This is a genomic window from Micromonospora sp. KLBMP9576 (genome assembly GCF_050941805.1).
Taxonomy (GTDB): Bacteria; Actinomycetota; Actinomycetes; order Mycobacteriales; family Micromonosporaceae; genus Micromonospora.
The window spans coordinates 4,516,806-4,529,021 of sequence record NZ_CP194567.1; the positions used below are offsets into that span (position 1 = coordinate 4,516,806).

12 protein-coding genes and 1 pseudogene are annotated in these 12,216 nt (G+C 76.2%); 3 read left to right on the forward strand and 10 right to left on the reverse strand.

The features are described from left to right. The first annotated feature begins 65 nt into the window (after positions 1 to 65). Positions 66 to 911 (forward strand): GNAT family N-acetyltransferase, encoded by an 846-nt coding sequence (locus ACQ452_RS19685; protein ID WP_433386592.1) that lies wholly within the window; start codon positions 66 to 68, stop codon positions 909 to 911. Between the two features lie 27 nt (positions 912 to 938). Here the strand turns inward: ACQ452_RS19685 and ACQ452_RS19690 are convergent, their stop codons facing one another. The 5 genes from ACQ452_RS19690 to trpC form a co-directional block, all read right to left on the reverse strand. Further along, positions 939 to 2,126, reverse strand: a complete 1,188-nt coding sequence (locus tag ACQ452_RS19690; RefSeq protein ID WP_433386593.1) for an FAD-dependent oxidoreductase — start codon at positions 2,124 to 2,126, stop codon at positions 939 to 941. A 13-nt stretch (positions 2,127 to 2,139) separates the two neighbouring features. Next, positions 2,140 to 3,333, reverse strand: a complete 1,194-nt coding sequence (gene lgt / locus ACQ452_RS19695; protein ID WP_433386594.1) for a prolipoprotein diacylglyceryl transferase — start codon at positions 3,331 to 3,333, stop codon at positions 2,140 to 2,142. Between the two features lie 112 nt (positions 3,334 to 3,445). After that, positions 3,446 to 4,249, reverse strand: a complete 804-nt coding sequence (trpA, locus tag ACQ452_RS19700; RefSeq protein WP_433386595.1) for a tryptophan synthase subunit alpha — start codon at positions 4,247 to 4,249, stop codon at positions 3,446 to 3,448. A 4-nt stretch (positions 4,250 to 4,253) separates the two neighbouring features. After that, a complete protein-coding gene (gene trpB / locus ACQ452_RS19705; RefSeq protein ID WP_433386596.1) occupies positions 4,254 to 5,483 on the reverse strand; it encodes a tryptophan synthase subunit beta in 1,230 nt (409 codons plus the stop codon). Positions 5,484 to 5,546: 63 nt separating this feature from the next. Continuing rightward, positions 5,547 to 6,350, reverse strand: a complete 804-nt coding sequence (gene trpC, locus ACQ452_RS19710; protein ID WP_433394258.1) for an indole-3-glycerol phosphate synthase TrpC — start codon at positions 6,348 to 6,350, stop codon at positions 5,547 to 5,549. 489 nt (positions 6,351 to 6,839) lie between these two features. On the opposite strand from trpC, the gene ACQ452_RS19715 reads away from it, so the two are divergent. Next, a complete protein-coding gene (locus ACQ452_RS19715) occupies positions 6,840 to 7,097 on the forward strand; it encodes a hypothetical protein (protein ID WP_433386597.1) in 258 nt (85 codons plus the stop codon). On the opposite strand, the gene ACQ452_RS19720 is transcribed toward ACQ452_RS19715, so the two are convergent. The 5 genes and pseudogenes from ACQ452_RS19720 to ACQ452_RS19740 form a co-directional block, all read right to left on the reverse strand. After that, positions 7,090 to 7,707, reverse strand: a complete 618-nt coding sequence (locus tag ACQ452_RS19720; protein ID WP_433386598.1) for a Trp biosynthesis-associated membrane protein — start codon at positions 7,705 to 7,707, stop codon at positions 7,090 to 7,092. The two genes, ACQ452_RS19715 and ACQ452_RS19720, sit on opposite strands and share 8 nt — an antisense overlap. Next, on the reverse strand, positions 7,704 to 9,293 hold the full coding sequence (locus tag ACQ452_RS19725) for an anthranilate synthase component I (RefSeq protein WP_433386599.1): 1,590 nt from the start codon (positions 9,291 to 9,293) through the stop codon (positions 7,704 to 7,706). Before ACQ452_RS19725 ends, ACQ452_RS19720 begins: the two co-directional genes overlap by 4 nt. Next, positions 9,290 to 9,733 (reverse strand): phosphoribosyl-AMP cyclohydrolase, encoded by a 444-nt coding sequence (gene hisI / locus ACQ452_RS19730; RefSeq protein WP_433394259.1) that lies wholly within the window; start codon positions 9,731 to 9,733, stop codon positions 9,290 to 9,292. Before hisI ends, ACQ452_RS19725 begins: the two co-directional genes overlap by 4 nt. A gap of 219 nt (positions 9,734 to 9,952) precedes the next feature. Continuing rightward, a pseudogene (locus ACQ452_RS19735) lies at positions 9,953 to 10,501 on the reverse strand (phosphoribosyl-AMP cyclohydrolase); the annotation flags it as partial. A 238-nt stretch (positions 10,502 to 10,739) separates the two neighbouring features. Further along, a complete protein-coding gene (locus ACQ452_RS19740; protein WP_433386600.1) occupies positions 10,740 to 11,498 on the reverse strand; it encodes a DUF2470 domain-containing protein in 759 nt (252 codons plus the stop codon). Between the two features lie 74 nt (positions 11,499 to 11,572). Between ACQ452_RS19740 and rpsD the strand changes: the two genes are divergently transcribed. Next, complete coding sequence (gene rpsD, locus ACQ452_RS19745) at positions 11,573 to 12,184, forward strand: 30S ribosomal protein S4 (protein WP_433386601.1); 612 nt, start codon at positions 11,573 to 11,575, stop codon at positions 12,182 to 12,184. Positions 12,185 to 12,216 lie beyond the last annotated feature (32 nt).

The window sequence follows — 12,216 nt, forward strand, 5'->3', positions numbered from 1 at the left end:
TCGGCACCGCAAGGCCAGGGCGGATTGATCACACTTCCAGACTCTGGGACGTGTAGTCTCGCTCGATGGATCTTCCGCCTGCGGGCCCGTTCGACCGGCTGGAGCGTTTCTACGACGCGGTGCCCCGCGACACGGCCCGCGCGGAGGACCACGGCACCCTGGTGCTGTTCGTCCCGAACGGCGCGGGTTGGCCGCTGTACGCCCGGCCCCGACTCGACGCCACCGGCCCGCCGTCGCTGGCCGACGTCGCGACGGTACGCGAACGCCAGCGCGCGCTCGGGCTGCCCGAGGCCTTCGAATGGGTGCACGAGAGCACCCCGGAGCTGCTGGCGGTGGCCCGCTCGGCAGGGCTGTCGGTGCTCCAGGCGCCGCTGATGGTGCTCGATCCGTCCGCCCTGCCGGACCCGGGCACCCTCACTGACGTACCGCTGCGGTTGCTCGACGCGGCGGCGCCCGGCTTCGCGGCGGACGTGGCGGCACGGCGGGCGGTCGCCGCCGTCGGGTTCGCGGCGGCCGGCACCGCGCCCGGCGCGGCGGGCCCCGCCCAACGCGACGCGGCGCTGGCGGAGCTGGACGAGGCGGCCCTGGACGAGGAGCGCACCCGCGTCGCCGACGGCCGGCGGCTGTCCGTGCTGGCGGTCACCCCCACCGAGGGGGCGCTGGCCAGCGGGATGGCGATGCGGGTCGGCGACGTGGCCGAGATCGCCGGGGTGGCCACCCTGCCGGCCGCCCGCCGCCGGGGCCTGGGCGCGGCGGTCACCGCCACGCTGGCCCGCGAGCTGCTGGCCGCCGGCACCGACCTGATCTTCCTCTCGGCGGGCAGCGTGGACATCGCCCGCGTCTACCTGCGGGTCGGCTTCCGCCGGGTCGGCACCGCCTGCATCGCCGAGCCCGCCCCGGTCACCCCCTGACCGTGCGGCGGGGGCGTCCCGCCCGGCTCAGGCCGGGGGTCGCCACTGGGCGGCCGTGGCGGCGGCCGTCGAGAGCAGGCGGGAACTGAGGGTGCCGAGGGCCGCGTCGCGGGCGCGCAGCGCCAGCGGGCCCCGGGCCTTCAGCACCGCCGACATCCGGCGGGTCTGCCGGACCACCGTCGTCGCCCGGGGCCGGCGCGTCCGGTCGTACGCCACCACGGCGTCGGGCAGCCGCGACTCGCGCAGCAGCGAGGCGAGGGTCGCGGCGTCCTCGAAGGCGAGGCAGGCGCCCTGGCCGAGGTGCGGGGGCATGGCGTGCGCGGCGTCGCCGAGCAGCACCACCCCGCCCGGGCCGGCCGGGAAGCCGTACGACCTGGGCAGCGGTCGCAGCTCGCGGATCTCCTGCTGCACCAGGTCCGCCGGGTCGGTGGCGTCGAGCAGGTCGCCGATCGGCGCGGGCCAGCCCGCGTACCAGCGGCGCAGCAGGGCGAGCTGGGTCTGCGGCGGTTCCGGGCGGGGCGCGCCGACGGCCGTGGCCACCCAGTAGATGCCGCCCCGGCTGGAGGCGCCGGAGGAGCCGCGCTCACCGAGCGAGGCCGACACGAAGCGGTAGCCGGCGCCGAGCACCTCGCCACCGACGGGCCGGTCGGCGGGCAGCTTCGGGGCCCGGTACCAGGGGATCACCGCCCGCCAGGCGGCGCAGCCCGAGCTGACCACGGCGGACTCCGGGGCGAGCTGCCGGCGGATCTCACTGTCGGTGCCGTCGGCGGCGACCACCAGGTCGGCCTCGAAGGTGTGCCGGCCGTCGCCCACCGAGGGGCGCTCCCCCGCCGCGGCGCGGACCGTCCGCACGATCACCCCGGTGCGCAGCTCGACCTCGTCGCCCAGGCCGGCGATCAGCGCGTCGTGCAGGTCCTCCCGGTGCACCACCACCGGCATCCGGTCGGCCGGCGTCGGGCGGGGCTGCACCAGCCAGTGCCCGTCCGGGCGGCGCACCCCGCCGTCGGGCAGCGGTGTGGCGATCGCCTCCAGGCCGGCACCGAGGCCGAGGGCGCGCAGCGCGCGTACGCCGTTGGGCCAGAGCACCACGGCGGTCGGCTCGGGGCGGACCCGGTCGGCCCGCTCCAGGAGGGTGACCCGCCAGCCGGAGCGGGCCAGCGCGCCGGCGACCGCGAGGCCGCCGATCCCGGCGCCGACCACGACCGCGCTACGCATCCGGTGCCCCTCCTCAGCTGTCGCGCTCGGCGGGCCGGGCGCCCGGTGCCCCGGCCCGGTCGGGCCGGGTCTCGCCGGTGGCGTCCGGCCCGGCGGGCCCGGCAGCGTCGTCGTCGGAGCCGGCCGGCGCGTCCGCGTCGGCCGACGGCGCGTCGGTCCCGTCCGGGGCGGGCTCCCCGCCCGGCTCGGCCGGCGGCTCGCCGGTCTCCCGCCAGTGGTGGTACTGCTCCTCGCTGACCACCCGGTAGCCCTCCGGCGCGGCCGGCTCGGAGCCGGTCGCCCGCGCGGACAGGTCGACCTGTGAGACGTCGGAGCCGACGGCCGGCTGCGGCGTCGCGGCGGCGCCGACCGGCACGAGGTATTCCCGGGGCCCGCGCACCCGCACGAAGTAGGCCAGGGCGCCGAGGAAGACCAGGCCGGCGGTCCAGACGTTCAGGCGGACGCCGAGGATGGTGTTCGCCTCGTCGGTGCGCATCAGCTCGATCCAGAAGCGCCCGACCGTGTAGCCCATCACGTAGAGCGCGAACGCCCGCCCACGGCCGAGACGCAGCTTGCGGTCGAGGAAGAGGACGAGCGCGGCCACGCCGAGGTTCCACAACAGCTCGTAGGCGAACGTCGGGTGGTACAGCCCCGGTTCGAGGATCGGCTGGCCGGTGTCGTCGCGCAGGGCGTGACCCGGATTGTCCGGGTCCATCCGGTGGATCTCCAGCCCCCACGGCAGGCTGGTCCGGCCGCCGTAGAGCTCGTTGTTGAACCAGTTGCCGAGCCGGCCGATCGCCTGCGCCAGCGGCAGACCGGGCGCCAGCGCGTCGGCGACCACCGTGAACGGGATGCCGAGCTGCCGGGCCGCGAACCACGCCCCGACGGCCCCGCCGGCCACCGCGCCCCAGATGCCGAGACCGCCCTCCCAGATGGCGAACGCCTTGAGCGGATCGCCACCGCTGCCGAAGTATTTCTCCGGCGACGTGATCACGTGGTAGACGCGGGCGCCGATGATGCCGGCCGGCACCGCCCACACCGCGATGTCGAGGACCGCGCCGGGAGCGACGCCGCGCTGGCGCAGCCGCCGCTCGGTGACCCAGCAGGCCACCACGATGCCGACGATGATGCACAGCGCGTACGCCCGGATCGGCACCGGTCCGAGCTGCCAGACGGCGGTGCTGGGGCTGGGCAGGGCCGCCTGTGCGGGCAGCGAGGCGAGAGTCACGGGTGCACACGCTACCGTCGCCGACCCCTGCGGCGGCACCCCGGGCCGCCGCCCACCGCCGCCGGCGGCTTCTGGTCAGCGGCGCCCCACACCCTTTGTCCGGGTACGCCGGTCAGCGGGCGGGGGTGCGTACGCCCTCGGCGAGTTCCGCGCTGAGCGCGCGCAGGGCCGCCAGCCCCGACGCCTCGTCCGGCGCGTCGAGCACGCAGCGGACCAGGGCGCTGCCGACGATGACGCCGTCGGCGTACCCGGCGACGGCACCGGCCTGCGCGCCCGTGCCGACGCCCAGCCCGACGCCGACCGGCAGGTCGGTGACCTCCCGTGCCCGGGACACCAGGACCGGCGCCGCGTCGGACGTCTGCGCCCGCGCGCCGGTGACCCCCATGATCGCGGTGGCGTAGACGAAGCCCCGGCAGTGCCCGACGGTCATCGCCAGCCGCGCGTCGGTCGAGGACGGCGAGACCAGGAAGGTGCGGTCCAGCCCGTACGCGTCCGAGGCGGCGAGCCACTCGCCGGCCTCCTCGGGGATCAGGTCAGGGGTGATCAGGCCGGTGCCCCCGGCCGAGGCGAGGTCCCGGGCGAAGGCGTCGACACCGTAGCGCTCGACGGGGTTCCAGTAGGTCATCGTGACCACGGGCGCCCCGGTGGCCGCGACCGCCTCGACGATGCGCAGCGCGTCCGCGGTGCGTACGCCGCCGGCCAGGGCGATGTCGCTGGCCTTCTGGATCACCGGGCCGTCCATCACCGGATCGGAGTACGGGATCTCGACCTCGATGACGTCGACGCCCGCCCGCACCATCGCGGTCATGGCGGCGATGCTGCCCTCGACGGTCGGGAACCCGGCCGGCATGCAGCCGACCAGCACGGCCCGCCCGTCCGCGCGGGCCTTGTCGAAGGCGACCCCGATCCGGCTCACGTCGTCACTGCTCCCTGTCGAGGATGCCGAAGTAGTCGCCGGCGGTGTGCACGTCCTTGTCGCCCCGGCCGGAGAGGTTGACCACGATGGTGGGCACCCGGCCCAGCTCGGCGGCGAGCTTCGGGGCGACCTTGAGGGTGCCGGCGAGGGCGTGCGCGCTCTCGATGGCCGGGATGACGCCCTCGGTGCGGCAGAGCAGCTCGAACGCGGCCATCGCCTCGTCGTCGGTCACCGGCAGGTAGGTCGCGCGACCGCTGTCGTGCAGCCAGGCGTGCTCCGGCCCGACGCCCGGGTAGTCCAGCCCCGCGGAGATCGAGTGCGACTCGCACGTCTGCCCGTCGGCGTCCTGGAGCACGTACGTCCGGGCGCCGTGCAGCACCCCGGCGGAGCCGCCGGTGATGCTGGCGGCGTGCCGGCCGGTGCCCACCCCGTCGCCGCCGGCCTCGAAGCCGTACAGCCGCACGTCGGGGTCGCCGACGAACGCGTGGAAGATGCCCAGCGCGTTGGAGCCGCCGCCGACGCAGGCGGTGACGGCGTCCGGCAGCGCGCCGGTCGCCTCGAGGCACTGCCGGCGGGCCTCGTCGCCGATGCCGCGGACGAAGTCGCGGACCATCGCCGGGAAGGGGTGCGGCCCGGCGGCGGTGCCGATCAGGTAGTGGGTGTCGTCGACGTTGGCGACCCAGTCGCGCATCGCCTCGTTCATCGCGTCCTTGAGGGTGCGCGAGCCGTTGGTGACGGGGACGACGGTGGCGCCGAGCATCCGCATCCGGGCCACGTTGAGCGCCTGCCGCTCGGTGTCGACCTCGCCCATGTAGACCACGCAGTCGAGGTCGAACAGGGCGGCGGCGGTGGCGGTGGCGACGCCGTGCTGACCGGCGCCGGTCTCCGCGATCACCCGGCGCTTGCCCATCCGCCGGGTCAGCAGGGCCTGGCCGAGCACGTTGCGCACCTTGTGCGCCCCGGTGTGGTTGAGGTCCTCCCGCTTGAGCAGCACCCGCGCGCCCACCTTGGCGGAGAACCGCTCGGCCGCGTACAGCAGCGACGGGGTGCCGGCGTAGTCACGCAGCAGGGCGGCGAACTCGGCCCGGAACGACTCGTCGGCCATCGCCGTGCGGTGCGCGGCGTCCAGCTCGTCGAGCGCCGCGACCAGCGCCTCCGGCACGAACCGGCCGCCGTAGCGGCCGAAATGACCGGCGGTGTCGGGCAGCGGACCGGCCGGGGCGTCGGCGCTCATGCCCGCACCCCGCTGCGCTCGCTCATGGGATCGTCCTCTCGGTGCTGACGAGCCGGCGCGGGTTCAGCGCACCGGGCGGGGCGTGGCCGGGTGGTTGCCGGCGTTGACCAACTCGGCCACCGCCTCGCGGGGGCTCTTCTGGGTGACCAGGCCCTCGCCCACCAGGACCGCGTCGGCGCCCGCCGAGGCGTACCGGATGAGGTCGTGCGGACCGCGCACCCCCGACTCGGCGATCTTGACGACGCTGCTGGGCAGGCCGGGCGCGATCCGCTCGAACACCGAGCGGTCGACCTCAAGGGTACGCAGGTTGCGGGCGTTGACCCCGATCACCTGGGCACCTGCCTCCAGGGCGCGGTCGGCCTCCTCCTCGTCGTGGACCTCGACCAGCGCGGTCATGCCCAGCGACTCGATGCGCTCCAGCAGGCCCACGAGGACGTTCTGCTCCAGGGCGGCGACGATCAGCAGGACCAGGTCGGCGCCGTGCGCACGGGCCTCGTGCACCTGGTAGCTGGAGACCACGAAGTCCTTGCGCAGCACCGGGATGCTGACGGCGGCCCGGACGGCGGCCAGGTCGTCGAGCGAACCGCCGAACCAGCGCCCCTCGGTGAGCACGCTGATCGCCCGCGCGCCGCCGGCCGCGTAGTCGCCGGCCAGGTCCGCCGGGTCGGCGATCTCGGCCAGCCGCCCCTTCGACGGCGACGAGCGCTTCACCTCGGCGATCACCGCCACGCCCGGCCTGCGCAGGGCCGCGTACGCGTCCAGCGGCGGCGGCGCGGCGGCAGCCAGTTCACGGATCCGCTCCAGCGGAACCTGCTCCTGTCGCCGGGCGACGTCCTCACGTACGCCGGCCAGGATCTCGTCGAGCACGCCTACGGACGCCGCCGGACCGGCCTCGTCCCCCTCCGCGTGCGCATGCTCAGCAGTCACCAACGGACTCCCCTCTCCGGGTGTCATGGGCCGATGCTAGGGGGCGCCACCTGGCGACAGGTGCCGGGGGTATGGCGTGCCTCACGAGATGGGCTGGGGCATAATGGCCGACCTCCGTGAACGGGATGTCACGCTGGGCGACCACGCCCACCGACGACCGTCGCACCCGACCACCCCCACCTCCGCCCGCCCGCGCATCGACATGATCCTATCCCGCAACGCGCCGGGCCGCCGGGCCCGGCGGCCCGCCGCCCCCCGCGCCCTGTGACCTACCTCAAGGCCGAACGGCCCTTTGCCTGGTGGGGCCCCCGCGCACAGAGTTGACGTGTCGGTCACCACGGCGAAACGTGGACCGGCGAGCCTGGTCCTCGGGCAGACTCGATGACGCGCCTGCCCACCGGCACCGACGATCCTCCGCGGGGTGATCCCATGAGCACTGCCGAACCACACGAGAGCCTCGGGCTGACGACCATCTCGCGTACCGTCGCGTCGCTCGCCGTCGGCGTGGTGCACACCCTGGAACGCGCCGTGGTGGGCGAGGCACGGATGCGCACCGCGCAGGGCAACGCCTGGGCGGCGGTCTGCGCCGACCGGGCACGGGCCGAGCAGCGGGCCGAACTCGACCGCCTGGTGGCGGAGCTGGCCGCGGCCCGCGCCGCCGCCCGCGAACGCCAGCCGGTCAGCTGACCGTCGGATCCTCGCCCCGGTCCAAGGCGTCCCACGCCTCGGTGGTGTGCCGGCCGGTCACCCGGTCGTCCCCGCCCCGGGCGACCGGCGCGGCGTCGCCACCGGCCCGGCGCTCGTAGCGGGCGCCCATCGCCGGCCACCGGCCGCCCCGCAGCACCGTCAGCAGGCCGCCCGCCGCCGCGAGCGCCCCGCCGAGCAGGCACAGCGCCGGCCACTGCCGGCTCGGCTCGCCGTCGAGGGCCGCGAGCAGGCCGTAGCCGCCACCGGCGGCCACCGCCGTGCCGAGCACGCAGAGCAACCCGCCCAGCAACCGCCGGGACCGACCGCGGGTGGCGAGCACGACGCCGCCCCCGGCCAGGCCGACCAGCGCCAGCGCCGGCAGCCAGGGCAGCAGGACGCCACCCGTGCGGGCGTCGCGCAGCGGCGGCAGGGGGGTGGGCCGGGCGGTCAGCTCGACCGCCCAGACACGCGTCGACGCCCACAGTGCCAGGCCCGCGCCGGCCACGCAGAGCAGCACCGCGTACGTCAGCTCGCGCCGCGCGGCGCGGCGTCCTGCATCGGTCGCCGCGACCGTTCCCGCTCGCGCGGCGCGCGGCTCGCCGGCCGTCACCGGGCGGGCCGCAGGGTCTCGGCGGCGGCGATGGCGGCGAGCACGGCGGCGGCCTTGTTGCGGGTCTCCTCGTCCTCGGCCGCCGGATCCGAGTCGGCCACCACGCCCGCCCCCGCCTGCACGTAGGCCCTGCCGTCACGTAGCAGCGCGGTGCGGATGGCGATGGCCATGTCCAGGTCGCCACCGAAGCCGAAGTAGCCGACGGTGCCGCCGTAGAGGCCCCGCCGGACGGGTTCCAGCTCCTCGATGATCTCCATGGCCCGCACCTTCGGCGCACCGGAGAGGGTGCCGGCCGGGAAGGTCGCGGCCAGCGCGTCGAAGGCCGTACGGTCCTCGCGCAGCGTGCCGACGACGGTGGAGACGATGTGCATGACGTGGCTGTAGCGCTCGATCGTGGCAAACTCGGGCACCTGCACGGTGCCCGGGCGGCAGACCCGGCCCAGGTCGTTGCGGCCCAGGTCGACCAGCATCACGTGCTCGGCCCGCTCCTTCGGGTCGGCGAGCAGCTCCGCGGCGAGCCGGGCGTCGGCCTCGGGGGTGCCGCCGCGCGGGCGGGTGCCGGCGATCGGGTGCAGCAGCGCGCGCCGCCCCGAGTCGGCGTCGGCGCTCACCTTCAGGTGCGCCTCGGGCGAGGACCCGACGATGTCGAAACCGTCGAAGCGCAGCAGGTACATGTAGGGGCTGGGGTTCGTGGTGCGCAGCACCCGGTAGACGTCCAGCGGGTCGGCGTGCGTCTCCCGCTCGAAGCGCTGCGACAGCACGATCTGGAAGCACTCGCCGGCCCGGATCGCCTCCTTGGCCGCCTCGACGGCCTTCGGGTAACCCCCCTCGGGCGTACGGCTGCGCACCTCGCCCGCCGGCGGACGCCCGACGGTCGAGACCATCGGCGGGATCGGCCGGGACAGCGCGGTCGTCATCGCGTCGAGCCGGCCGACCGCCTGGTGGTACGCGGCCGCGACCAGGGACTCCCGGTCCGGCTCGGTCAGCGGTGGCAGGATCGCGTTGGCGACGAGGATCGCGGAGCCGTCGTAGTGGTCCAGCACCACCAGGTCGACGGCGAGCATCATGCCCAGCTCGGGCACGCCCAGGTCGTCCTCGGTCAGCTCCGGCAGCCGCTCGAAGCGCCGGATCAGCTCGTAGCCCAGGTAGCCGACCATGCCCCCGGTCAGCGGCGGCATCCCGCCGGCCGCGTCCGAGGCCGGGCCGGCGAGCGCCTCGACGGTCCCGCGCAGCACCCGGACCGGGTCACCGGAGGCGGGCAGGCCGGCCGGGGGGTTGCCCGTCCACACCGCGACGCCGTCACGCTCGGTCAGCGTGGCGCTGCTGCGCACCCCGATGAACGAGTACCGCGACCAGGCCAGGCCGGCCGAGCCGACGCCCTGTTCGGCGGACTCCAGCAGGAACGTCCCCGGGCCGCCGGCGAGCTTGCGGTAGACGCCGACGGGGGTCTCCGCGTCGGCGAGCAGCCGCCGGGTGACCGGGACGACCCGCCACCGGGCGGCCAGCTCGGCGAAGGCGGCCGGGTCGGGGCTGACCGCGCCGTCGGTGCGCGACCGCCCGGCGGGGGCGGGCGACGGGGCGCTCACCGGGAGCCCGCCGCGTCGCCGCCGACCGGCAGCTCCGTGAAGAAGCAGGTGCGCTGGCCCGTGTGGCAGGCCGCGCCGACCTGGTCGACGTCGACCAGCAGCGCGTCGCCGTCGCAGTCCAGCGCGACCGCCCGGACGTACTGGTGGTTTCCCGAGGTCGCGCCCTTGACCCAGTATTCCCGGCGGCTGCGCGACCAGTAGGTGGCCCGGCCGGTGGTCAGGGTGCGGTGCAGCGCCTCGTCGTCCATCCAGGCGACCATCAGCACCTCGCCGGAGTCGTGCTGGCGGACCACGGCGGCCACCAGGCCGTCGGGGGTGCGGCGCAGCCGGGCGGCGATGGCCGGGTCGAGCCGGGACGCGCGGACGACCGCGCGGTCGGCGGCGGCGGGCTCCTGCGAGCTGGGGTGGGCGCCGGTCACGGGCGCGTCAGGTACGGGCACAGTGACCCATTGTCCCGCACGCGGGGCGGGCACGGGCGACGGCTCCCGTCCGGGCAGGTGGGCGGGCCGGGCCAGCTGCTCGACGTAGCGCTCCAGCCGCCCGTCGGCCAGGGCGGCGGCCAGGTCCGCGCCGGCGGCGGCCGCGACCTCGGCGGCGTACGGGCGGATCAGCGGCAGGACGCCGGCGACCAGTCGGGCCGCGGCGGCGCAGAGCTGGCCGACGGAGCCGGGCCGCAGCCCGAGGCAGAGCAGCAGGTCCTCCCGGTAGGTGGGGGGCGCCACCGGCAGGTCGAGGGCGGCGGCGAGGGCCACCCGCCGCGACGCCACCCGCACCGAGGGGTTGGCCAGCCGCAGCACGGACGGGCAGAGCCGGGCCAGGTCGGCGGCGGCCAGCCGGACACCGAAGTGGTCCTCGGCGTCGCGCGCGCCGGCCACCTTACCGAGCGTCGCGACCAGTTCCTCCAGTTGCGGCGCGCCGGCGGGCTGGCAGAGCACCGGCAGGTCGATCCTGGGCCGCCAGTGCGGGTCGGCCCACAGCAGCCGGGCCGGCGCCGTCACCGGCAGCCCGAACGCCCAGTCGGCGGGCTCGCCGAGGCGGGTCAGCCAGGAGCGGACGTCGCGGGCGGCCACCGAGACGTGGGTCAGCCGGCCCGCGTGCTCGGTCAGGTACGCCCGGCGGGCGGCGTACGGGGCGCCGCCGAGCAGCACGTCCACGTCCACGTCGCTGTGTGCGGTGGCGGCCCGTCGGGCGTGGCTGCCGCGCAGCATGATGCCGACCACGGGTTGCTCGGCACCGGCCCGCAGCCGGGCGGCCCACTCCCCGAGGAACCCCTCGTCCGGTGACACAGCGTGACCCACGGCGCTATCGTGCCGCACGCCCGATCAGGGCGCAATGCCCGATGCCGCGCCGGATGACCGGTGACGGACCCGGTGTCCGGTCGGAAGCCTAATGCCCGATCAGCCGCACCGGCGTCCCGGGTCCGGCGACCGCCGGCGTCCGGCCCCGTCAGGCGTGGTCCGCGCGGTCCGGCGAGGCGTGCCGGCAGACCAACGGGTGCAGCAGCCGGGTCAGCTCCTCCTGGCAGTCCAGCGGGCGCGGGAACGCCAGGCGCACGCGCCGGCGGGCGCCGGGGCGGCCGTGGGCGACCAGCAGGCCGTACCGGTCGATCCGGACCACCCGGGGCGCGGTGTCGCGGGCGCCGTCGGCGAGGCCGAGCTGGCGGCGCAGGTAGCCGGCCACCTCGGCCGCGTGGTGCTCGGCGAGGTCGGTCAGGAGCGCGGCCTCGACGGGGTGCAGCGGGTCGGGCTCCGCCTCGGCGTACGCCTCGGGGTCGATCCTGCGCACGTCGTCGCCGCGCTCCCAGCGGGCCTCGACCACCTCGAAGCGGTGCAGCCGGAACCGGGTGCCGACGTCGAGCAGGTCACCGGTCGGTTCCATGGCCGCGAAGTCCAGCGCGGCGGCCCGCTCCTCGTCCCCGTCGAGTCGGGCCGCCCAGCCGGAGACCCAGGCCCGGCCGAGGCTCGGCGCGCCGGCGGCGGGGGGCAGGTCGAGCACGTCGAGCACCAGCGCGACCTCGCAGTCGCCGTCGGCGGGGCGCAGCGCGGCGGCGAGATCGCTGACCACCGGCACCAGCAGCAGCACCCGGCCGTCCGGGTCGGTCACGTGCCGCACCTGGTGCGGGCCGGGGCGGTGCGCGACGTGGGCGATGCCGGGCAGCCGGCCCGCGACGAGGGTGCGGACGATCTCCGCCGGGCTGGGCCGCATGACCAACTCCTTCACATAGGTTAGCCTTACCTAACTAACTCGGAGACTAGAGCACCGGATCGGAGACGTCCAGCGTGAACCAACCCAGGCCCAAGGCCCGCCTCTCCCGCGCCCTCGGCATCCCGCTGACCCGCAAGTGCGCGCGGTACCTCGAGCGGCGCCCCTTCCCGCCCGGCGTACACGGCCGGCAGCGCCGCAAGACCTCGGACTACCAGGTGCGGCTGCTGGAGAAGCAGCGGCTGCGGCACCAGTACAACGTCAGCGAGACCCAGCTACGGCGCGCCTTCGACGAGGCCGCCCGGGGCGCCGGCAAGACCGGCGAGAGCCTCGTCGCACTCCTGGAACGCCGGCTCGACGCGGTGGTCCACCGCGCCGGCCTGACCCGCAGCATCTACCAGGCCCGGCAACTGGTCGCGCACGGCCACTTCACCGTCGACGGGCGCAAGGTCGACCGGCCCTCGTACCGGCTGCGCCCCGGGCAGGTGGTGGCCGTACGCGAACGCAGCCGCACGGCCGCGCCGTTCCAACTCGCCGCCGCCGGCGCCAACGCCACCGAGGGACCCGCGACGCCGTACCTGTCGGTGGCGCTGCCCGACCTACGGACCACGCTGCTGCGCGAGCCCGCCCGGCACGAGGTGCCCGTGATCTGCGACGAGCAGCTCGTGGTGGAGTACTACTCCCGCTGACCGCCGCAGACGGGCCGGGCCGTACCCACCGG

Coding starts and splice junctions, on each gene's coding strand:
- ACQ452_RS19715 (WP_433386597.1), top strand. CDS start 6,840: ATGAGCACTGCCGAACCACACGAGAGCCTCGGGCTGACGACCATCTCG.
- ACQ452_RS19690 (WP_433386593.1), bottom strand. CDS start 2,126: ATGCGTAGCGCGGTCGTGGTCGGCGCCGGGATCGGCGGCCTCGCGGTC.
- ACQ452_RS19685 (WP_433386592.1), top strand. CDS start 66: ATGGATCTTCCGCCTGCGGGCCCGTTCGACCGGCTGGAGCGTTTCTAC.
- ACQ452_RS19740 (WP_433386600.1), bottom strand. CDS start 11,498: ATGCGGCCCAGCCCGGCGGAGATCGTCCGCACCCTCGTCGCGGGCCGG.
- trpB (WP_433386596.1), bottom strand. CDS start 5,483: ATGAGCGCCGACGCCCCGGCCGGTCCGCTGCCCGACACCGCCGGTCAT.